Annotated in this window: 18 protein-coding genes and 2 riboswitches; of the genes, 9 read left to right on the top strand and 9 right to left on the bottom strand. The window is 57.0% G+C overall.

What is annotated here, in order from left to right:
- Positions 1-10: 10 nt before the first annotated feature.
- The 3 genes from GKG36_RS12805 to ribD are packed head-to-tail and all read right to left on the bottom strand — an operon-like array spanning position 11 to position 2,949.
- On the bottom strand, positions 11-1,207 hold the full coding sequence (locus GKG36_RS12805) for a bifunctional 3,4-dihydroxy-2-butanone-4-phosphate synthase/GTP cyclohydrolase II (RefSeq protein ID WP_117530188.1): 1,197 nt from the start codon (positions 1,205-1,207) through the stop codon (positions 11-13).
- A gap of 12 nt (positions 1,208-1,219) precedes the next feature.
- The gene (locus GKG36_RS12800; protein WP_154261081.1) at positions 1,220-1,861 is read right to left on the bottom strand and encodes a riboflavin synthase; all 642 of its coding nucleotides are present in this window, start codon (positions 1,859-1,861) and stop codon (positions 1,220-1,222) included.
- Positions 1,825-2,949, bottom strand: a complete 1,125-nt coding sequence (gene ribD / locus GKG36_RS12795) for a bifunctional diaminohydroxyphosphoribosylaminopyrimidine deaminase/5-amino-6-(5-phosphoribosylamino)uracil reductase RibD (RefSeq protein WP_005920567.1) — start codon at positions 2,947-2,949, stop codon at positions 1,825-1,827. Before ribD ends, GKG36_RS12800 begins: the two co-directional genes overlap by 37 nt.
- A gap of 151 nt (positions 2,950-3,100) precedes the next feature.
- Positions 3,101-3,215: riboswitch (FMN riboswitch) on the bottom strand.
- Between the two features lie 319 nt (positions 3,216-3,534).
- Here ribD and GKG36_RS12790 point away from each other — a divergent pair.
- Positions 3,535-4,038: a resolvase gene (locus tag GKG36_RS12790; RefSeq protein WP_347474431.1), complete on the top strand. Its 504-nt coding sequence runs from the start codon at positions 3,535-3,537 to the stop codon at positions 4,036-4,038.
- Positions 4,039-4,182: 144 nt separating this feature from the next.
- Positions 4,183-4,698, top strand: a complete 516-nt coding sequence (locus GKG36_RS12785; protein ID WP_154261077.1) for a hypothetical protein — start codon at positions 4,183-4,185, stop codon at positions 4,696-4,698.
- A gap of 58 nt (positions 4,699-4,756) precedes the next feature.
- Here GKG36_RS12785 and GKG36_RS12780 read toward each other — a convergent pair whose 3' ends face one another.
- From GKG36_RS12780 to GKG36_RS12770, 4 genes are all read right to left on the bottom strand, one after another.
- Entirely contained in the window at positions 4,757-5,638 is an 882-nt protein-coding gene (locus tag GKG36_RS12780) for an aldose epimerase (protein WP_097774347.1), read from the bottom strand.
- Positions 5,639-5,641: 3 nt separating this feature from the next.
- The gene (locus tag GKG36_RS14620) at positions 5,642-5,806 is read right to left on the bottom strand and encodes a hypothetical protein (protein ID WP_005944144.1); all 165 of its coding nucleotides are present in this window, start codon (positions 5,804-5,806) and stop codon (positions 5,642-5,644) included.
- Positions 5,807-5,883: 77 nt separating this feature from the next.
- On the bottom strand, positions 5,884-7,374 hold the full coding sequence (locus GKG36_RS12775; protein WP_005944146.1) for an altronate dehydratase family protein: 1,491 nt from the start codon (positions 7,372-7,374) through the stop codon (positions 5,884-5,886).
- Positions 7,375-7,459: 85 nt separating this feature from the next.
- Complete coding sequence (locus GKG36_RS12770; RefSeq protein ID WP_154261075.1) at positions 7,460-8,974, bottom strand: tagaturonate reductase; 1,515 nt, start codon at positions 8,972-8,974, stop codon at positions 7,460-7,462.
- Between the two features lie 326 nt (positions 8,975-9,300).
- On the opposite strand from GKG36_RS12770, the gene uxaC reads away from it, so the two are divergent.
- Positions 9,301-10,734, top strand: a complete 1,434-nt coding sequence (gene uxaC / locus GKG36_RS12765) for a glucuronate isomerase (RefSeq protein ID WP_154261073.1) — start codon at positions 9,301-9,303, stop codon at positions 10,732-10,734.
- Positions 10,735-10,818: 84 nt separating this feature from the next.
- On the opposite strand, the gene GKG36_RS12760 is transcribed toward uxaC, so the two are convergent.
- Positions 10,819-11,487, bottom strand: a complete 669-nt coding sequence (locus GKG36_RS12760) for a hypothetical protein (RefSeq protein WP_154261071.1) — start codon at positions 11,485-11,487, stop codon at positions 10,819-10,821.
- Between the two features lie 124 nt (positions 11,488-11,611).
- Complete coding sequence (locus GKG36_RS12755; RefSeq protein ID WP_154261069.1) at positions 11,612-13,303, bottom strand: M3 family oligoendopeptidase; 1,692 nt, start codon at positions 13,301-13,303, stop codon at positions 11,612-11,614.
- Between the two features lie 202 nt (positions 13,304-13,505).
- Positions 13,506-13,601, top strand: a riboswitch (THF riboswitch).
- A gap of 155 nt (positions 13,602-13,756) precedes the next feature.
- Here GKG36_RS12755 and GKG36_RS12750 point away from each other — a divergent pair.
- From GKG36_RS12750 to GKG36_RS12725, 6 genes are all read left to right on the top strand, one after another.
- Entirely contained in the window at positions 13,757-14,269 is a 513-nt protein-coding gene (locus tag GKG36_RS12750) for a folate family ECF transporter S component (protein WP_097781364.1), read from the top strand.
- 14 nt (positions 14,270-14,283) lie between these two features.
- Complete coding sequence (locus GKG36_RS12745) at positions 14,284-15,558, top strand: folylpolyglutamate synthase/dihydrofolate synthase family protein (protein WP_154261067.1); 1,275 nt, start codon at positions 14,284-14,286, stop codon at positions 15,556-15,558.
- A gap of 1,083 nt (positions 15,559-16,641) precedes the next feature.
- Complete coding sequence (locus GKG36_RS12740; RefSeq protein WP_154261065.1) at positions 16,642-18,018, top strand: MATE family efflux transporter; 1,377 nt, start codon at positions 16,642-16,644, stop codon at positions 18,016-18,018.
- A gap of 19 nt (positions 18,019-18,037) precedes the next feature.
- Positions 18,038-18,790 carry an exodeoxyribonuclease III gene (locus GKG36_RS12735; RefSeq protein ID WP_005944181.1) on the top strand — a complete coding sequence of 251 codons (753 nt, stop codon included), beginning with the start codon at positions 18,038-18,040 and terminating at the stop codon, positions 18,788-18,790.
- Positions 18,791-18,841: 51 nt separating this feature from the next.
- Positions 18,842-19,327, top strand: coding sequence for a small multi-drug export protein (locus GKG36_RS12730; protein WP_005944184.1), 486 nt, complete (start codon positions 18,842-18,844; stop codon positions 19,325-19,327).
- A gap of 129 nt (positions 19,328-19,456) precedes the next feature.
- On the top strand, positions 19,457-20,845 hold the full coding sequence (locus tag GKG36_RS12725) for a Sapep family Mn(2+)-dependent dipeptidase (protein ID WP_154261063.1): 1,389 nt from the start codon (positions 19,457-19,459) through the stop codon (positions 20,843-20,845).
- The last annotated feature ends 5 nt before the right edge of the window (positions 20,846-20,850 follow it).

Here is a 20,850-nt window from a genome sequence, read left to right as displayed (position 1 = left end):
TCTTTCGTTGTTAATATTCCAGAAGATGCCCCATCCGTGCCTGCTTCGTTTTCAGGTAAAACAGGTCATACGGGGTCGCCGTCATCTGAATGGGTACGCGCTCGGAGATCTCCAGCCCAAACTCGGAGAGCTGATATACTTTGTCCGGGTTATTGGTAAGCAGGCGCAGGCTTTTTACGCCAAGTTCCCGGAGGATCTGTGCGCCGAGATAATACTCCCGTTCATCTCCATGGAACCCCAGAGCGAGATTGGCTTCCAGCGTATCCATGCCCTGCTCCTGAAGTTCATAGGCACGCAGCTTGTTGATCAGACCGATGCCCCGGCCTTCCTGCCGCATATAGAGCAGGATACCCCGGCCTTCTTTTTCGATCTGCGTCATGGCAGCGGCCAGCTGCTGGCCGCAGTCACAACGCAAAGAGCCAAATGTATCTCCTGTCAGGCATTCCGAGTGGACGCGGCACAGAATATCCTTTCCATCGCCAATGTCACCTTTTACCAGTGCAATGTGATGCTCTCCGTTCAGGCGGCTCACAAAACCATAAGCTCTGAAGGTGCCATACTTGGTGGGCAGGTTCACTGCCGTCACCTGATCGACCAGTTTATCGTGACACTTGCGGTACTCCTGTAAATCACGGATGGTGATGAATTTGATCTGGAAACGCTCTGCCAGCTTTGCCAGTTCAGCGGTGCGCATCATCGTGCCATCCTCCCGCATGATCTCGCAGCACAGGCCGCATTCTTTCAGCCCTGCCAGACGGCACAGGTCAACGGTTGCTTCCGTGTGACCGTTGCGCTCCAACACACCGTTCTTTTTTGCCAGAAGGGGGAACATATGGCCCGGTCTGCGGAAATCTTCTGCTTTTGCGTGATCGTCCACACAAGCCATCGCCGTAATGGAACGCTCTGCGGCAGAAATGCCCGTAGAAGTAGAAACGTGGTCGATGGACACCGTAAATGCCGTTTCATGGTTGTCGGTGTTATGCTGCACCATCTGCGGAAATTGCAGCTTCTGGACGAAAGCTTCGGACATCGGCATACAGATCAGACCTTTGCCGTGGGTCGCCATAAAGTTGACGTTTTCGGTGGTGGCAAATTCGGCAGCACAGATGAAGTCCCCCTCGTTTTCACGGTCGGGGTCATCCGTTACCAGAATGATTTTTCCTTGCTTCAGGTCTTGCAAAGCTTCGGGAATGGTATTGAAGTTCATCGTAAACTCTCCTTAAAAGCCGCAGCGCAGCAGCATTTCTTTTGTGAGCGTGTTTTGCTTCGGTGTTTCTGATGGAAGCAGCCTCTCGATATATTTTCCAACAACATCGGTTTCCAAATTGACAAAATCCCCTTTGTGCCGTTGGTTCAGGTTCGTCTGACGGACGGTGTGCGGTATCGTGGACACGGAAAAGCCCGTAGGTTCCACCGCAGCCACGGTCAGGCTGATACCGTCTATTGTGATAGAGCCTTTTTCAACGACATAGCGAAGGATCGCAGAATCTGCATGAATGGTGTACCAGATAGCCGTATCGTCTTTTCGGATATTAGCAATGCGTCCGACGCCATCCACATGGCCTGCTACGATGTGTCCGCCAAAACGTCCGTTGGCCGGCATGGCACGTTCCAGATTGACAGCACTTCCAACGGTGAGCTGTGCAAGTGCAGAGCGGTTCAAGGTCTCGTGCATGACATCCGCAGCAAAGCTATCCGGGAAGAGCTGCCTGACGGTCAGGCAGATGCCGTTGACGGCGATGCTGTCGCCGATCCTGGTTCCTTCCAGAACCGTTTTTGCACGAACAGTCAGTACGGCGGAATGCTGTCCCCGATTGATGGACTTTATTGTTCCGACTTCTTCCACGATTCCGGTAAACATGGGTACTCCACCTCACTTTCGATCAGGAAATCTTTGCCAAGCTGTTCCAATCGGCTGTTCTTCAGGCGGAATGCAGCATCCGGAAGCGGGACACCTGCACCCTCAATGGGTGCTTTGGCATCCCTTCCTCCGAACAGCTTCGGGGCAATGTAAGCCTGTACCTGCTGCACGATGCCACTTTCCAGTGCAGACCAGTTCAAGGTTCCGCCGCCTTCCAGCAGAATGCTGTCGATCTGCTCCTGCCCCAGCTGTTCCATCAGTTGCAGAAGATTCACATGACCGCAATGCGCTTCCAGACAAAGGACCCGGCACCCGGCCTGTTGATATGCCGCCTGCTTCTCCGGGTCGCCGCAGCAGGTCGCAAGAATGGTCGGAACCTGTTTGGCGGTCATGACCACCTGTGATTGCAGCGGTGTCCGCAAATGTGTATCACAGATGATCCGGACGGGATCACGGCCACCCTCTATCCGGCAGGTCAGCAGCGGGTCATCTGCTAGGATGGTTCCGACTCCCACCATAATGCCGCGGAATCGGTGTCGCTGCCGTTGAACATGATTCCGGGCAATTTCCCCGGTGATCCATTTGGAAGCGCCTGTGTATGTGGCGATTTTTCCGTCCATCGTCATGGCGTATTTCATGGAAACGAAGGGGCGTTTTGTGGTGATATAGTGGAAGAACACCTTGTTCAGCGCATCGCATTCCTCTTGCAGAACATTTTCGGTCACATCTATGCCGTGTGCGCGCAGGATTGCAATTCCTTTTCCAGCCACCAGCGGATTCGGGTCAGCAGAACCCACGACCACCCGGTGAATGCCCGCGTCCAGAATCGCATCCACGCAGGGCGGCTGCTTTCCGTAATGGCAGCACGGCTCCAATGTCACATACAGGGTCGCTCCCTGCGGATCTTCGGTGCAGGATGCCAGCGCATTGCGCTCCGCATGAGCCTGACCGTATCTCTGGTGCCAGCCCTGTCCGATGATCCTGCCCTCTTTTACGACCACGGCACCCACCATCGGGTTGGGAGATGTCCATCCGCAACCCTTTTTTGCAAGCTGCAAAGCCAGACGCATATACTCTTTGTCGTTCATCGTGTCGCCTCCAAAAGAAAAAGCCCTGAACAAAACCGTTCAGGGCAAGCCGAAAAGACACAAGGAACCCTTATGCAAAAAAGAAAGCTCCAGAATGCAAACGCATCCCAGAGCAGCCTCCACAAGCGCAGAACCGTGCGGGCTCTGCGCTTGGTATCTTCTTTCATCCAGACTGTACTGTCGGCTTCGGAGTTTCACCGAATCATGCCTTACGGCTCGTGGGCTGTACCACCGGTAGGGAATCACACCCTGCCCTGAAGATTTCTGATTCAATTACAGCGGCATTATAGCACGGCTCCTTTCGGATTGCAAGGGCATTCTGCAAACCGGGACGAAACCGGGATGAAGCGAATCGCTACAACAATAAAATCACATCGTCCGTAGGACAATGTGAACGGAGAATCCAAAGGGGCGCGGGTCGCCAGTGGCAACCTCAAAATGCGTTGCATTTTGAAGCGCTTGACCGAGCCGACAGGCGAGAGCAGCGCCCTTTGGCACACGACTTTGCTTGCAAAGTCTATTCCGAACAAGACGGTACGAACGGGAGGTGCTGGAAATGGCAGCAGAAAAGACCAAGGTCTACACATGAAGGTAGATACCACTGCCATTGAGCAGGAGATCGCCGCCTATGAGAAGCAGCTACGGCAGCACTACTCCACAAAATCCCGGCTTATGGAGGAGATCGACAGCCTTGACCCGGACGACCGGCACTTTATCGCCCGAAAATCTGACCTTGACGACCGCCTTTATAAGATGTACGATAAAATCGAAGAGGTGGAAAATGGACTGATGGATGCCCGGGCAAAGAAGCAGACCATTGAAGCCGACAAAATCACAGGCGACAACATCTATAAGATCCTGATTTGCTTCGACAAGCTTTATGCCACCATGACCGAGGCGGAACGCCGCAGACTGGTGGAGATTTTGATCGACGAGGTGCAGATCTACCCGGAACGCCAGCCTAACGGACAGTGGCTGAAGTCCGTCCGGTTCAAGCTGCCTATCATCGACCATGACCTTGAATTGAGTTTGGACAATCAGGATCGTGTCGAGGTCGTGTGTTCGATGGTTAGATTCAAAAAGCATTGATCTAATGTGAAGTAGGGTGAACTGTTTTATGGATTCTGTTACACAGCGTATAAAAATGATCCAGCAATATGAAGGAAAATAAGAAGACCTGTGCGGTCTGGTGAAAAATAACAACACAAATAGTACAGAGAAAAGGAGCATCCCATGAACGCAAATATCAATTATGATGAGATCCCGGATACCAGTGCCGTGCAGGAGGACCTGCTTGCGGCGCTGAGCAGCCAGCATGTGACCGTGCACACGAATGAGGAGCCGGACTTCGACTACATGGAAAACGGGGATGTGGCTTTTGTGGTCAAGAACCCGCACAATGATGAGAATTTGCTCATTGAACTGGGCGGCGAGTTCTCGGTGTTCTTCGGCCTGTGGCATGGGCAGTACAAGGCCGTGGAGTACGACTACGACCGCATGAAGAAGGACATTGCAGCCATTCTGGCGGGCAATGCCGGTGCGCTGAGCCTGTATGCCGATGGCAGATGGCAGGGCAGTACCCTCTGCCCGGAGAAGGTGTCTGCCGATGCCGACATGGAAAAGCTGCTGGAACGCTGCTGGCAAAAGCAGGAGCCAAAGGAAAAACTGCTGGCACAGGGCGGCAGGGTGGAACTGCTCTACTGGGACCCGGCGGAAAATAAGAGCTTTATGATTCCGGCAAAGAACTGAATTATAACAAAAAGGACACACCATAACGGCGTGTCCTTTTTGTTATACGATATGAAGCTCAGATCTTCTCGATGGTGATGCTCCAATCAGCGGTCATGGCCTCGTCCGGCTCCAGCACTTCGTGCTTGCCTTCCTCATTGACGCTGTTGGCCCAGCCGTTCCACGGCTCCATGCACACAAAGCTCTCGGCATCCTGCTGCCACAGCACGGCGTGGTCGAAGCTGTCGTCGGCATCCACAGTCACCTTGTGGCCGCTGCCGCTGTCGGTGAGGGTCATGGGGAACTGCACGCCGGTCAGCAGGCGCACGCTGTTGTCCGCACCTTCCTTGCGGGTGAGGGTGATCTTTTCCGGGGCAGCGGGCTGCTCGCCCTTGGCGCTCTCGGAACAGGTGGCGCACTTGATATCGAAGTCCACATTCTCCAGCTTGGAAGCCTTGAAGTAGGGGTGGAAGCCGAAGCTGAAGGGCATGTTGGTGTCGCCCTCGTTGATCACGGTCATGTTGATGGCGGCAGTGTTGCCCTCAAGGTTATAGTTCATCAGCACGGTGAAATCGAAGGGATAGAGGAACTTGGTCAGCGGGGTGGACTCCAAAATCAGGGTCACGCCGTCCGGGCCGACGCTCTCCACATCCCATGCGCACAGGTCGGCAAAGCCGTGGTTCTCCATGGGGTATGCCTTGCCGTCAAAGATGTGCACGCCGTTATCCGGCAGGCCGCAGTTGGGGAACAGCACCGGCACGCCGAAGCGGGGGCGGTTGCACTCGGAAAAATTGGGGTGGCGGGTCCAGATGTACTCCTCGCCGTTCAGGGAGAAGCCGGTGATCATGCCGCCGCGCTCCGGGGTGATGACCAGCTCGGTCTTTGCCTCAGCATCGGTGATAACGTACTGCTCATAGCAGGCACCGTTTTCGGTGACATAACGGGTGGTGATCTGATTCATAGTTCAGTCCTCCTTATGTTTCTGGTTCTGTGCCAGTTTTTCAAAATAATAATCAATGCCATAGCGGATGAGATATTTTATGACCCTTGCAATAACGGCCACGATAGCGGCAAAAATGCCGCCGTAAAGCAGAAACGCATAGATCATCATGCGAGTGGTCATAGCCATAAAAACACTTCCCTTCCGTTTTCATGCACAAAGAGGCTGCCGTACAGCCAAAGTGCCATACAGCAGCCTCGAAACGATTACAGAACGACGCCGTCCTTGAAGATGGAGATCTCGCGGAAGCCGTGCTTCTCGGCCTTGGTCTGCTCACCGCTTGCAACGCGGATGACCAGATCCAGCAGGTCCTTTGCAGCCTCGTCGATGGTCTTTTCGCCATCGGCGATCACGCCGGTGTTGAAGTCGATCCAGCCGGATTTCTTCTGGGCCAGCGGGGTGTTGGTGGAGATCTTCAGGGTGGGAGCCGGGGCCGAGAACGGAGTGCCGCGGCCGGTGGAGAACAGGATCAGGTGTGCGCCTGCGGCGGTCATGGCCGTGGCAGAAACCAGATCGTTGCCGGGGCCGTACAGCATGTTCAGGCCCTTGGTGACAACGGGATCACCGTAGCCGATCACGTCCATGATGGGGGCAGTGCCGCCCTTCTGGACGCAGCCGCAGCTCTTGTCTTCCAGCGTGGTGATGCCGCCCTGCTTGTTGCCCGGAGAGGGGTTATCGTAGACCACCTCGTTGTGGCTGATGAAGTAATCCTTGAAGCCGTTGATCATGTGCTCAGCCTTGACAAAGACGTCATGGTTGATGCAGCGATCCATCAGGAAGCCCTCAGCACCGAACATCTCGGGCACCTCGGTCAGCACGGTGGAACCGCCGCGCTGGCCCATCATGTCGGAGAAGCGGCCGATGGTGGGATTGGCGGTGATGCCGGACAGGCCGTCCGAGCCGCCGCACTTCATGCCCACCACCAGATCGGACACGGGGATAGGCTCACGCTTGAACTGCCCGGCATAGGCAGCCAGCTCCTTGAGGATATCGCGGGCAGCGGTGAACTCGTCGTCCACCTCCTGACAGGTGAGGAACTTCACACGGTCGTGGTCGTACTCGCCCAGCTCTTCCACGAACTGATCGTGCTGCAGGTTCTCGCAGCCCAGATGCAGCACCAGAACGGCGGCAGCATTGGGGTGGCGCACCAGCGCAGCCAGCAGCTTGCGGGTCTGTGCATGGTCGTGGCCGGTCTGGCTGCAGCCGAAGGGATGGGTGAAGGTGTACAGGCCCTCGATGGAGCCGGTGACCAGATCCTGATTGTCGGCAACGATCTTCTTGGCGATGTCGTTGACGCAGCCCACGGTGGGGATGATCCAGATCTCATTGCGGATGGCGGCACGGCCGTCCTTGCGGCGGAAGCCCATAAAGGTCTCCGGCTCGACCTTGGGCAGGGGAGCCAGATCCGGGGCGGGGTTGTAGCTGTACTCTACCTCACCGGACAGGTTGGTGTGCACGTTGTGGGTGTGCATCCAGCTGCCGGGAGCGGCATCTGCGGTGGCGTGGCCGATGGGAAAGCCGTACTTGATCACGTTCTCACCGTTCTTGATGGGCTTTACGGCCATCTTGTGGCCCTGCGGAATGTCCTCCAGAGCAGTCACAGAAAGACCGTCCACTTCCACCAGCGTGCCCTTGGCAATGGGGTGCAGGGCAACGACCACGTTGTCGATGGGGCTGATATGAATTGCCTGCGGCATAGTAGTTCTCCTTATCATATCGCACAAAAGGGCTGCTGCCCAAAGCAGCAGCCCTTTGTTGTGCGGGTAGGTTGATTTTTCAGGCTTACAGGCAGCTCTTGTAAGCAGCCTCGGCACCCTGAGTGCGGATCATTTCCAGATCAGCCAGAACAGCGGCCTCCAGACCCTCGATCTTGGTCAGATCCTGATCCCACATCTGGGTGTTGGTCAGCACGGCGTTCACCAGCTGAGCAGCGGTGTCGTCCTTGTGTGCATAGTAGAAGTCCAGTGCCCATGCGTCATCCTGGATCTTGTAGGTGTTGCCGGCGGGGCGCTTGCAGATCAGGCCGTCGGCGGTGCGCTCCTGAATGTCGCTCGAATAGAAGGCAATGTAGGCTGCCAGAGACATGGTCAGGCACTTGGGCAGCTGCTTCTGCTCCTCGATGTAAGCCAGGAAGGAAGGCATGTTGCGGGCCTTCCACTTGGAGGTGGAGTTCAGGGAGATGCTCATCAGCTCGTGGTTGACGAAGGGGTTGTTGAAGCGGTCCTCAACAGCGGAAGCAAACTCTTCCAGATCCTTCTTGTCCAGCGGCAGGGTGGGGATGATCTCCTCGTGCAGCATCTTGTTCATGAAGCCGCGGATGGTGTCGTTGTGCATGCAGTCACGCACAATGTCGAAGCCGGCCAGATATGCGCCCAGAACGAAGCCGGTGTGTGCACCGTTCAGGATGCGGACCTTGCGCTTCTTGTAGGGGGTAACATCGGGCACGACCATGACGTTCACGCCGGCCTTCTTGAACGGCAGCTTGTCCTCCAGCTCAGCGGGGCCTTCGATGACCCACACGCCGAACACTTCGCCCACGTCCAGAGCGGCATCATGGTAGCCGTTGGCCTCTTCCATGGCAGCCAGTTCCTTGGGATCGCGGATGCGGCCCGGAACGATGCGGTCCACCAGAGTGGAGCAGAAGGTGTTTGCGTTGTTCATCCAGTCGATGAAGGCAGGCTCCAGATCCCAGTCCTTGGCGTAGTTGTTGCAGCACTTCTGCAGCTCCTTGCCGTTGTTGTCGATCAGCTCGCAGGACAGGATGGCCAGACCCTTGTCAGCAGCACCGTTGAATGCCTTGTAGCGCTCGAACAGCACGCGGGTCAGCTTTGCGGGGAAGCTGTTGGGAGGAACCTGATCGAACTGGCTGTCGCCCTGCGTGTAGGCGATGCCAGCCTCAGTGGTGTTGGAAACGATGGTCTCCAGATCGGCAGAGCGTGCCAGCTCCAGCACTTCGTCCCACTTGCCGTCGATGTAGGGGCACACACAGTCGGACACGCAGGAGATCACGCGCTTTGCATCGACCTTCTGGCCCTTCTCACTGCCGCGCAGGTACAGGGTGTACAGGCCTTCCTGCTCGTTGATCCAGTCTGCCATCTGGGGGAAGTTGCTGATGGGCTGCACCAGCTTGACCTTGCCGTTGTAGCCGGCCTTCTCGTTTGCGATGTCATAGAAGTAATCCACGAAAGCACGCAGGAAGTTGCCCTCGCCAAACTGCATGACCTTGACGGGTGCATCCTTCAGGATGTAGCCGTTGTAGCCGGTGCCTTCCAGAACCTTGTAGTTCAAAGTTTCCATCTTGTTGATCTCCTTTATAAACTTGCTTTGCTTATCAGAGAGCCTCTTTGTCTGCCCTCTGCTCCTTACCCTATTTTATGCTGTTGTATACAAATAAGTCAAGAGCTTTGTGCAATATTTTTAGCCTTAAGGTGACGATTTGGGGCATTTCCAGCGAAAAGCACAATTGTGTGCTAGAAAATTTGTCACTTTTTCAGTTGTATACATGCGAATTTTCCGTTATACTAAAGGTAAGACAAACCTGCCCGTGCAGGCGGGCGTCCCGTTGTACACAAGGTTTGACGGATTTTTAACAAAAACCATCAGAGAAAAGGAGTTATCGACCCATGAAAGCATTTATGGATAAGGAATTCATGCTCCAGTCTCCCACTGCTCAGCATCTGTACCATGACTACGCTGCGGATATGCCTATCTGCGACTACCACTGCCACATCCCTCCCCGTGAGATCTACGAGAACCGCCGCTTTGAGAACATCGCTCAGGTATGGCTGGGCGGCCGCAACCCGGACGGCAGCTACTTTGGCGACCACTACAAGTGGCGCGTGATGCGTTCCAACGGTGTGCCCGAGGAGTACATCACCGGTGATAAGCCCGACCGCGAGCGCTTCCAGAAGTTTGCAGAGGCTCTGCCCATGGCCATCGGCAACCCGATGTACCACTGGACCAACCTCGAGCTGCATGTGTTCTTTGGCTACGACGGCGTGCTGAACGGCGATACCGCTGAGGAAGTCTGGAACCTGTGCAACGACAAGCTGCAGCATGATCCCAAGCTGACTGTCCGCGGCCTGATCGAGCAGTCCAACGTGGCCTTCATCGGCACCACCGATGACCCCATCGATGATCTGTACTGGCACAAGAAGATCAAGGAAGATCCCACCATCAAGTTCACCGTGGCTCCTTCCTTCCGTCCCGATAAGGCAATCAACATCAACAAGCCCGGCTTTGCCGAGTACATGGGCAAGCTGGCTGCTGTTGTGGGCAAGGAAAAGCTGGCCTGCATCGATTGCGTCACCGACGCTCTGACCAAGCGCATCGAGTTCTTTGCCGAGATGGGCTGCCGCGCTTCGGACCACGGTCTGGATTACATCCCCTACCGTGAGGCCACCAAGGAAGAGGTCAACGCCATCTACCAGAAGGTGATGGCCGGCGAGACCTGCACCACCGAAGAGGCTGAGAAGTACCAGACCTACATCCTGATCCATCTGGGCAAGCAGTATCACCGTCTGGGCATTGCCATGCAGATCCACTACAACTGCCTGCGCGGTGTGAACCGCAAGATGAACGCTCTGCTGGGACCCGACACCGGCTTTGATATGATCAACACCGCTACCTGCGGCGGCGAGATCGCAAGCCTGCTGAGCGCCCTGAACGACACCGACGAGTGCCCCAAGACCATCATCTACAGCCTGAACCCCGCCGACGACGCACAGATCGGCACCATTCTGGGCTGCTTCCAGAACAGCGAGGTGCCGGGCAAGATCCAGCACGGCTCCGCATGGTGGTTCAATGACCACAAGATCGGCATGGAAGAGCAGATGACCCGCCTGGCAAGCCTGGGCCTGCTGGGCAACTTCGTTGGCATGCTGACCGACAGCCGCAGCTTCCTGAGCTACACCCGTCATGACTACTTCCGCCGCATCCTGTGCAACATCATCGGCCAGTGGGTCGAGGATGGCGAGTATCCCAACGACGAGAAGGCTCTGGAGAAGATCGTCAAGGGCATCTGCTTCGACAACGCAAAGCGCTACTTCAACCTGTAACGCCTGAACCTGAATAAGGCATAACACAAAGCCCCCGGAACGGTGTGAAACGTTCCGGGGGCTTTTGCTGTAAGCAGATAATGTTTACTTTACAAGGCTGCGCAGCACGACACGTGCAGTGGAAACGTCGGAACCAAGCAGGGTGTCGTAGGCGTTCAGGACGTCGCGGATGGCCTGCAGGTTGTCCTTGGTCAGGGTGTAGGTCTTGGTGGAGCCGTCCTTGCCGGTAAAGGTGGCGGTGACGCTCTTGGCGGCAAGCCACTCGTTCAGCCAGCTGGTCTCGTCGTCCATATCGAACAGCTCATAGGCGAACCATGCCTTGAGGTCGTTGTCGTAGCCGCCGATGAACTCTTCACCACAGGTGAAGTCGTAGTAGTTATCCTCGGTCTCTACCCGAACAGATTTCATGTCCAGCTTTTTATTGCCGAAGTAGGTCATGCCCAGACTGAGATACACGGTGGGATCATCGTTGGTAACGAACAGGTAGGGGTACAGACCGCAGGAGGCCTTTTCCATGCTGGCCTCCTCGTAGGGAGAATCGATCTGCCAGCCCTCGGCCTCGCTGTCATAGGTGACAGTGAGCTTGGACAGGGCAGAGCGCAGCTGCGCCTCCGAGACCGAATTTACGGCAGAAAGCGAGGCGGAGGCAGAGACGTCTGCGGGGCTGACGGCCAAAGCGGAGACACTGCAGGTGAGCAGTGCGGCAGTGCACAGGACGGCAAGGATGCGCTTGAAGGATCCTGTCGATTTCATGAGAAGCTCCTTTCGATCTGACAAAATGGAATGTGCTCTCTTAAAGTATATCAGATTTTGTCCGTAGAAACAAGAAAAATCGTGAAATGCTTTTTCGCATCGAAATGACAGGAAGAACCGGAAATTATACCTGATGGGCTTCCAGCCAGTCGGTCATCTGCTGGGCAATGCCCTTGATGCTGCCTTCCTCAAAGGGAACCTTCAGCCCGGCGGTCTCCAGCAGCTCGGTGTAGCTGGCCGTACCGGCGCGGCGCACAAGGCGCAGGTAGCGTTGCCATGCATCCTTGTGGTCGGTCAGGCTCAGCAGGAAGAACTGCAGCGCGGCCATGGTGGACAGGCAGTAGTCGATATAATAGAAGGGGCACTCATAAATGTGCAACTGGCGCTGCCAGCCTGCACCGCGGCCATAGAAGGGAAGACCGGCAAAATCGATCCACGGGCGGTACTTCTTTTCCAGCTTGAGCCACTCGGCATTGCGTTCATCGGGGGTCAGATCCGGGTTCTGGTACATGATGTGCTGGAACTCGTCCACTTCGCATCCGTAAGCAAGGAACACAAAACTGTCCTCGGCGTGCAGCAGGGCGTATTTGTCGGTGTCCTTGCCAAACAGCAGATGATGCCACGGTGCGGTCAGGAACTCCATGGCCATGGAGTGGATCTCGGCGCTCTCCATGCCGGGACATTCCAGATCGGCGGGCACTTCGGGATCACGCTCGGCCACATAGCCCTCAAAGGCGTGGCCGCACTCGTGGGTCAGCACGTCCACATCGCCGGAGGTGTTGTTCCAGTTGGCAAAAATGAAGGGGGCCTTGTAGCTGGGCAGGCTGGTCATGTAGCCGCCGGACATCTTGCCGGGACGGCTCTCCACATCGAACAGCTCGCTGTCCTGCATAAAGTCGATGAACTCGGCGGTTTCCGGGCTAAGCTCATGGTACATGGTGCGGGCGGCATCCATACGGGCTTTGTAGCCGGGAATGGGCTTGGGATTGCCGTCCTTGAACATGATGGGCAGATCGGTGAAGGTGGGGCGGGCAATGCCGGTGCGCTTTGCACGCATGGCCATCACCTTTTGCAGCTGGGGCACCACATCGTTTGCCACCTGATCGCGGAATTTCCGGATCTCCTCCGGGCCGTAGCCGATGCGGTTCATGCGCACATAGGAAAGCTCACTGTAGTCGTGATAGCCCATCACCCGGGCCTGTGCATTCAGGTTCTTCACGATCTCGCCGTACAGCTCGTCCAGTTCGGCACGGTGGGCGTCAAAATAACCGGCCTCGGCCTCGTAGGCGGCGCGGCGCACGGCAGGGTCCAGATCCTCCTTGTAAGGGCCCAGCTGCGGGATGGTGAGCTGTTTGCCGTCCAGTTCCACCAGTGCGCCGCCGTAGATCTGCTGGTAGCGGCTCACCAGAGCATTGAACTGCTGCTGCAGCTCCACGGTGCGGTCATCCATGCCCAGAACGGCATTCTTCATACCGGCCACACAGGTGGTGCCGAATTTTTCGGTCAGGGCATCCACATGCGGGTTCGCAAGGAAAGAGCGGCTGATCTCTACGCTGGCGTTGGTCACGGCGGGGCCGTTGGCATCAAAGAAGTCCTGCTCGGCCTTCCAGTAAGCGTCGCGGGTGTCGCAGGTGTAGTGGATGTTGGCAAGGTTCGCGGCGGTGTTGTACTCTGCAAAGGCTTCGCTCTGCTCATAGTAGAGCCGGACAAGGGCATCGCCGTCCGGTGCGGCAGCGGCCTTTGCGGCCAGCTCTTTGCACCGGGCCAGCAGGGCACCGATGTCCGGGCGGGTATAGGTCATTTCGTTGAATTTCATCGGGAAACATTCCTTTCCGGGAGAAGACTCCATATTTAAGGTTAAACCCATCTTACCACGTTATGCGGCAAATGAAAAGGGGACACAGGCCAAAACCCGGCAGATGCTATGCACAACTGCTAAAATTTGACGATGTGGTTTGGCAAAGTTGTCTGTGCAGGCGGTTGCATGGCTGTGGCAAAAGGACTATAATAAAACCATCAACAGAGTAAGACCATGTGCGTTAAGTGCCGCATCAACGGGGAGTTGTGCTGTGGACGAAGGTGTACCCGCGGTGCATGGTCTGCATCCCGCTGCTGCATGGACTTGGGTGCAGGCGAGACGGCTTGCGTCCCGCCCGGAAGTGAAAGTTGTTGGATTCACGCCCTCCTTTGTGCGGTTTGTCACAGGGAGGGCGTTTTTGTTTGTGCAGACCGCCCGCCCGGTATTCCTTTTGCAAGGAGGACAGTTGATATGAACAACTCGAAAAATTCCGTCCGCACGCTCACCATGCTGGCCTTGCTGGTGGCAATGAGTATCGTGTTCAGCCGGGTGCTGAGCATCTCCACCGGCTTTGTGCGGTTCAATCTGGGCAGCCTGCCGGTGCTGCTGGCAGCGCTGCTGTTCGGCCCCGGTGCCGGCTTTGCCGTGGGCGCTGTGGCCGATATGATCGGCGGCGTGCTGGCAGGCTACGCCATCAACCCGCTCATCACGCTGGGCGCGGGTGCCATTGGTCTGGTGGCGGGGCTTGCATGGCAGAAGCTGCCCGGGCTGCGCACCGGCCTGCGGCTGCAGATCAGCGTGCTGCTGGGACACTTTGTGGGTTCCATGGTCATCACCTCGCTGGCACTGCGCATCTTCTACGGCTACCCGTGGGCAACGCTGGCAGTGCGCATCCCCAATGCACTGATCCTGGCTGCGGTGAACACTGTGCTGCTGCGCATCCTGCTGGAGAACCGTACCCTGATGAAGATGGTGAAAAAGTAAAAAGAGGCATTACAATGAATTACGAACAGGCAATGGAATACATCCATGCGGTCCAGTGGGCCGGCCACAAGCCCGGCCTGACGCGCACCCGCACCCTGCTGGCCGCACTGGGCGACCCGCACAAACAGCTCAGATTCGTGCATGTTGCTGGCACCAACGGCAAGGGCAGCACCGCCGCCATGATGGCGTCCTGCCTGCAGGCCGCGGGCTATCGGGTGGGCCTGTACACCTCGCCCTTCATCAACCGCTTCAACGAGCGCATCCAGATCAACGGCGTGCAGATCCCGGACGAAGAGCTGGTGAAACTGGTGGAGCAGGTAAAGCCCGCCGCCGATGCCATGGAAGATGTGCCCACCGAGTTTGAGATCATCACGGCGCTTGGGATGCTCTATTTTGCCCAGCAAAAATGTGAGATCGTGGTGCTGGAGGTGGGCCTTGGCGGCACGCTGGATTCCACCAACGTCATTGATGCCCCGGAGTGCGCAGTCATCACGGCACTGGGTATGGATCATGTGAAGGAGCTTGGCCCCACTCTTGCGGACATTGCCGCCGCCAAGGCGGGGATCATCAAGGAAGGCTGCCCGGTGGTGAGCTATGGTGGTGTGCCGGAAGCGGATATTGTTATCCGCCGCGTCTGTGCTGAAAAGCATGCCGAGCTGACTGAGGTGGATTTCAGCAGGCTGAAATACGAGGGCGGCAGCCTTGACGCAGTGGAGTTCGACTTTGACGGCCTGACGGATGTGCACCTGCCCCTGATCGGCAGCTATCAGCCGCGAAATGCGGCGCTGGCTATCACGGCTCTGCGGGTGATGCGCACCCATGGCTGGAACATTCCGGAAAGCGCCATCCGTACCGGTCTTGAAACGGTCAGCTGGCCGGGCCGCTTTGAACTGCTGCGGCACGCGCCCGCGTTCCTGCTGGACGGCAGCCACAACGCCCACGGAATGCGTGCCACGGTGCAGAGCCTGAGAGACCGATTCCCCGGGCAGAAGTTCGTTTTTCTGGTCAGCATCATGGCAGACAAGGATGTGGACCAGATGCTCAGCCTGCTGGCACCGCTGGCGGTGCGGTTCGTCACGGTGGCGGCGCACACGCCGCGCGCCATGCCTGCCGAAACGCTGGCAGAACACATCCGGGCCTATGGCTGCAGGGCGGAAGCGGAAGCTTCCATTGAAGCGGGCGTGGCCCGGGCGGTGGAGCTGGGCGGCGAAGGCCCGGTGTGCGCACTGGGCACGCTGTATTTCTCTGGCGATGTGCGGAAGGCGTTTGCGGAACTTGTGAAGGGCTGAGGATTTAAAATGGCTCCGCGTGCGCTGCGCCATCATCAGCGGAAAAATATTTTTATATTTGCAAATCAGGAAAATCTGCGGATTTTCCTGATTTGCTTTTTTCACGGTAAGGGCCGTAACGGCTGACGGCATCTTGCTGCTGTCAGCCTGCGGCTGTCGCGCAGCGGATAAAGCGAAAGCTTGCCCGCACGGCTTGTCGCGTAAGCGACTTCAAATCGGCGGAACACAAAAAATCCTTTAGCGAAGCGACTTGGATTTTTTGTATGGAGCCCAACAGCTTTGGGGTCTGAAAGGGGCGAGCAGCCCCTTTCTCGTTGCGGGGTGGGTGGAGTCCAGAGGCAGGGAGGGGGGACTCGAAACACCCCTCCCTGCCTCTGGCCCAGCGGAGCGTCCCCGGCGGCGATGATTTTTATAAAAGCTATGAAGCCTGTCCCACGCGACCGCTCTCTGCACAAGAAGCAACTTTTTCTGTGAAAAAGCAAACAAGCCAGCTCCGCAGGGCTGGCTTATTTGCAATAAAAAATAATTTTCCGCTAAAAATGCCCAGAGTGAAACGGAGGGCATTTAAATGGTTAGGCCTGCGATAGCACAGACAAAAAGAAAAAGCGGTGACTCGTGCAGGTTGAGTCATCGCTTTTCTTGCCCCTTGTGGGGCAGGCAGGGTAAATGATAAGAAGGTAAATGAAGAAAATAGCAATTTTAAGAACAAAGGTTTTGTGCTGAGCGAAGAACCGCTCGTAGAAGTTCATGTATCCAACGTAATGCCTTTGTTGGATACAACATACCACTTTTTTGGAAGAATTACAAGCCCTTTTTTTGATTTTTCACCAATAAACGTGCGAAAAATCGCATTTTTGGAGAAACGCACAAATTCAACGAGAAGTTCCCGGCAAACTGACGAACAAGCATAAAAATGAGCCGGTGCGGCCCGGAACGGCGGCCAAAAAGACACAGAATGCGACAGTTCTTTACAAGAACCGGTCCGTGTGCTAAGATGAATACATTCAATGGGAAGTCTGCCCTGCGAAGGGTGGGCGTATGTGTCCGAGCGGGATGGCCCGGCACGGGGAAAGGAGCATATCAATGGAAAATCAGGCGGTGAGCGGAACAAAAAAGCCGCTCTTCGGAGGGCGGAAGCCGCTGTTCACACAAAAGGAACTGCTGCTGCTGACCGGCCCGCTGCTGGTGGAGCAGCTGCTGGAAGTGACCGTGGGTATGGCCGATACCATGATGGTGTCCCGCTGCAGCGAAGCGGCCATTTCCGGTGTCAGCCTTGTGGACATGATCAACAACCTCATCATCGTGCTGTTTGCGGCGCTGGCCACTGGCGGCGCAGTGGTGGTAAGCCAGTTTTTGGGTGCGCGGGAGCAGAAGGAGGCCGATGCAAGCTCTGGCCAGCTGCTTTTGCTCAGCGGCGTATTCGGTTTGCTGGTGGGGGCATTCTGTTTTGTTTTTGCAAGACCGATGATCCGGCTGTTCTACGGTGCCATCGATGCCGATGTGCTGGATGCCAGCGTGCTGTACCTGAAGGTGATCGCCCTCAGCTATCCGTTTCTGGCACTGTATAACGGCGGTGCGGCACTGTTCCGCAGCATGGGCAACTCCAAGATCTCCATGCAGATCAGCTTTTTGATGAACGTGATCAACATTGTGGGCAACGCAGTGTGCATCTTCGGATTTAAAATGGGCGTAGACGGTGTTGCATGGCCCAGCGTGCTGTCTCGTGTGGTGGCAGCGGCCCTTATCCTGCGCAAGTGCTACCAGAAGGGCAATGCCATCACGGTGCCCAAGACCACCCGGCTGGATGCAAAGATGACAAAGCGCATTCTGGGCATCGGCATCCCGTCCGCCTTTGAGAACAGCCTGTTTGAGGCTGGACGCATTCTGGTGGTGAGCATGATCTCCACCTTCGGCACAGTGCAGATCGCAGCAAACGCGGTGGCAAACAATCTGGACGGCATGGGCGTGATCCCCGGCAAGGCCCTCAGCCTTGCTATGATCACGGTGGTGGGCCGCTGCATCGGTGCGCGGGACGACGAGCAGGCTGTTTATTATACCCGCAAACTGACGGTGTGGTCTTACATCGCAATGGGTCTTTCCAACGGTGCCATTCTGCTGTTTTTGCACAAGCTCATCGGCATCTACGCGCTGTCCGGTGAGACGATGGTGCTTTCTGAGCTGCTGGTACGTATCCATGCAGGCTTTGCCATCCTGCTGTGGACCCTGTCCTTCGTGCTGCCCAACGCCCTGCGTGCAGCCAACGATGTGAAGTTCACCATGATCGTGTCCATCCTGAGCATGGCGGTGTGGCGGCTGGGCTTCAGCTACCTGCTGTGCGTGCGCATGGGCTGGGGCGCTGTGGGCGTGTGGATCGCAATGATCATTGACTGGGTTTGCCGCGTGACATGCTTTGTGCTCCGCTTCCGCAGCGGTGTATGGAAAACCAAATATCAGGCATAACATAAAGAGGAGTATACCTATGAAACTGATCAGCTGGAACGTCAACGGCCTGCGCGCCTGCCTGACCCATGGCTTTGCCGAGAGCTTTGCGGCTCTGGATGCCGATATCTTTTCGGTGCAGGAGACCAAGATGCAGCCCGGTCAGGCGGATTTTGCGCCGGATGGCTACACCGAGTATACCTATTCTGCCGAGAAGAAGGGCTACTCCGGCACGGCCTGCTGGTGCCGTGAGCAGCCGCTGTCCGTGACCACCGGCATCGGCATTGAGCAGCACGACCACGAGGGCCGTGTGCTCACGCTGGAATACCCGGGGTTCTGGCTGGTGAACTGCTATACCCCCAACAGTCAGGACGGGCTGAAGCGTCTGGACTACCGCATGGAGTGGGAGGATGCCTTCCGTGCCTACCTGCTGGCACTGGACGCAAAAAAGCCGGTGATCCTGTGCGGCGATCTGAATGTTGCCCATAGGGAGATCGACATCAAGAACGACAAGACCAACCACATGAGCGCAGGCTTTACCGATCAGGAGCGCGGTAAAATGACCGAACTGCTGGACGCAGGCTTTGCCGACAGCTTCCGCGTGCTGCACCCGGACGAGGTGAAGTACAGCTGGTGGAGCTACCGCTTCCACGCCCGCGAGAAGAATGCGGGCTGGCGCATCGATTACTTCATCGTGTCCCGCCGCATTGCCGATAAGATCCGCGCGGCGGAGATCCACAACGAGATCTTCGGCTCAGACCACTGCCCGGTGGAGCTGGACATTGACCTGTAACCTGTAAAAAAATGCCTGCTCTCCCGGAAAGAGCAGGAAAAAGGAGACTCTATGCTCAAAAGCTATCTGCTGGTATTTTTTGTTTCCATGGTGCCGCTCATTGAACTGCGCGGAGCCATCCCCATCGGGCTTGGCATGGGCCTGCCCATCCTGCCCACCTATCTGGTGTGCGTGGTGGGCAACATGATCCCGGTGCCGTTCATCTATCTGTTTGCACGCAAATTCCTGATCTGGGGCTACCACAAGCCCCTTATCGGGCCAATCTGCAAGTTCTGCATCGTCAAGGGCGAAAAAGGCGGACGCGCACTGGAAGCCAAGGCGGGCCGCGGCCTTGTGGTTGCGCTGCTGCTGTTCGTGGGTATCCCGCTGCCGGGCACCGGCGCGTGGACCGGGACGCTGGCGGGCTCGATCCTGGATATGAAGTTCAAGGACGTGGTCAAGGCCTGCATGGGCGGCGTGCTGCTGGCGGGCATCATCATGGGTCTGGCCAGCGCGGGCCTGCTGGGTGCGCTGAGCACCCTGTTCTCGGTGGGCTGAGAAAAAAAGACTGCGTTCCGGCAAAGAACAACAATTGACAATGGCATTTTGCCGCCGAGTATGCTAAAATAAAAAAGTGTTTTGGAACCGGCGGCGAAAAGCTGCCGGACAGAAAGGAACGATAAGATCATGGATCAGGCACTGAATCAGAAAATCGACGCATATATTGCGCAAAACAAGGAACAGCTGCTGAAGGATATCGCCGCTCTGGTGGCAGTCAACAGCGTAGAGGGCACCCCGGAAGAGGGCGCACCCTTCGGCGCAGGCCCCCGTGCAGCGCTGGACAAGACGCTGGAGCTGGCTGCGGGCATGGGCTTTGCCACCCGCAACTGCGAAAACTACATCGGCTATGCAGAGCTGGCCGGCAAGGACCCTGAAAAGTATCTGGCGACCATCTGCCATGTGGACGTGGTGCCCGTGGGCAACGGCTGGACGGCCGACCCCTTCACCATGCGCATTCAGGACGGCTGGCTGCTGGGCCGCGGCGTTGCCGACGATAAGGGCCCCATGGTGGCTACCCTGTATGCCCTGAAGTTCCTCAAGGAGCAGGGCTATGAGCTGCGCTACCCCATCCGCGCACTGGCAGGCACCAATGAGGAGACCCACATGCAGGATGTGGACTACTACCTCAAGAACTACCCGGCTCCCGCTTTCTGCTTCACCCCGGATGCCGAGTTCCCGGTGTGCAACGGCGAGAAGGGCCTGTTCGGTGCCAAGATCGTCAGCCCGGTGTGCAACGGTGTCATCGTGGAGATCGAGGGCGGCGTGGCAAACAACGCCGTGCCCGACCGTGCAAGTGCACTGGTCAAGACCGACATCTCCAAGCTGAAGAATGCCCCCAACATCACGCTGGAACCGGAAGGCGACGGCGTGCGCATCCGCGGCTGGGGCAAGTCCGGCCACGCAGCCATGCCGCAGGGCACCGTGAACGCCATTGGTCTGGTGGTGAACTACCTGCTGGACAACGGCCTGTGCAATGAGACCGAGCGCGCCTATCTGGAGGCCGTGCGCAAGCTGCACGCTTCTACTGCCGGTGAGGGTCTGGGCATCAACTGCGCCGACGGCCCCTTTGGCCCGCTGACTGTGATCGGCGGACGTATCTACATGGAAGATGGCCGCATTTTCCAGACCATGGACAGCCGCTTCCCCACCTGCACCAACGGCAAAAAGATGACCGAGCAGATCCGTGCCGCACTGGGCGACGGCGCTGAGCTGCGCGATGTGACCGCTGCCGAGCCCTTCTATATTGAAGCAGACAGCCCTGCCATTCTGGCCTGCATCAACACCTACAACGAAGTGACCGGCGAGAACGCCAAGCCCTTCACCATGGGCGGCGGCACCTATGCCCGCCACTTCCCCTATGCGGTCAGCTTTGGCCCCGAGCATGTGGACCTGCCGCTGCCGGAATTTGGCGGCCCGATGCACGGTGCAAACGAAGCGGCACCCATCGACAAGCTGCTGGAAGCCGTGAAGATCTATATCATCGCGCTGCTGCGCCTTGAGGAAATCGACTTCTGATGCAG

This window comes from Faecalibacterium sp. BIOML-A1, from assembly GCF_009679715.1.
Taxonomy (GTDB): Bacteria; Bacillota; Clostridia; order Oscillospirales; family Ruminococcaceae; genus Faecalibacterium; species Faecalibacterium taiwanense.
Note: the sequence above shows the minus strand (reverse complement) of the source record. Positions and strands in the feature narration are given on the sequence as shown.

Excerpts from the sequence above, each read along its gene's own strand:
- GKG36_RS12805 (WP_117530188.1), bottom strand. The coding sequence starts at position 1,207 with ATGAACTTCAATACCATTCCCGAAGCTTTGCAAGACCTGAAGCAAGGA.
- GKG36_RS12800 (WP_154261081.1), bottom strand. The coding sequence starts at position 1,861 with ATGTTTACCGGAATCGTGGAAGAAGTCGGAACAATAAAGTCCATCAAT.
- ribD (WP_005920567.1), bottom strand. The coding sequence starts at position 2,949 with ATGAACGACAAAGAGTATATGCGTCTGGCTTTGCAGCTTGCAAAAAAG.
- GKG36_RS12790 (WP_347474431.1), top strand. The coding sequence starts at position 3,535 with ATGAAGGTAGATACCACTGCCATTGAGCAGGAGATCGCCGCCTATGAG.
- GKG36_RS12785 (WP_154261077.1), top strand. The coding sequence starts at position 4,183 with ATGAACGCAAATATCAATTATGATGAGATCCCGGATACCAGTGCCGTG.
- GKG36_RS12780 (WP_097774347.1), bottom strand. The coding sequence starts at position 5,638 with ATGAATCAGATCACCACCCGTTATGTCACCGAAAACGGTGCCTGCTAT.
- GKG36_RS14620 (WP_005944144.1), bottom strand. The coding sequence starts at position 5,806 with ATGGCTATGACCACTCGCATGATGATCTATGCGTTTCTGCTTTACGGC.
- GKG36_RS12775 (WP_005944146.1), bottom strand. The coding sequence starts at position 7,374 with ATGCCGCAGGCAATTCATATCAGCCCCATCGACAACGTGGTCGTTGCC.
- GKG36_RS12770 (WP_154261075.1), bottom strand. The coding sequence starts at position 8,974 with ATGGAAACTTTGAACTACAAGGTTCTGGAAGGCACCGGCTACAACGGC.
- uxaC (WP_154261073.1), top strand. The coding sequence starts at position 9,301 with ATGAAAGCATTTATGGATAAGGAATTCATGCTCCAGTCTCCCACTGCT.
- GKG36_RS12760 (WP_154261071.1), bottom strand. The coding sequence starts at position 11,487 with ATGAAATCGACAGGATCCTTCAAGCGCATCCTTGCCGTCCTGTGCACT.
- GKG36_RS12755 (WP_154261069.1), bottom strand. The coding sequence starts at position 13,303 with ATGAAATTCAACGAAATGACCTATACCCGCCCGGACATCGGTGCCCTG.
- GKG36_RS12750 (WP_097781364.1), top strand. The coding sequence starts at position 13,757 with ATGAACAACTCGAAAAATTCCGTCCGCACGCTCACCATGCTGGCCTTG.
- GKG36_RS12745 (WP_154261067.1), top strand. The coding sequence starts at position 14,284 with ATGAATTACGAACAGGCAATGGAATACATCCATGCGGTCCAGTGGGCC.
- GKG36_RS12740 (WP_154261065.1), top strand. The coding sequence starts at position 16,642 with ATGGAAAATCAGGCGGTGAGCGGAACAAAAAAGCCGCTCTTCGGAGGG.
- GKG36_RS12735 (WP_005944181.1), top strand. The coding sequence starts at position 18,038 with ATGAAACTGATCAGCTGGAACGTCAACGGCCTGCGCGCCTGCCTGACC.
- GKG36_RS12730 (WP_005944184.1), top strand. The coding sequence starts at position 18,842 with ATGCTCAAAAGCTATCTGCTGGTATTTTTTGTTTCCATGGTGCCGCTC.
- GKG36_RS12725 (WP_154261063.1), top strand. The coding sequence starts at position 19,457 with ATGGATCAGGCACTGAATCAGAAAATCGACGCATATATTGCGCAAAAC.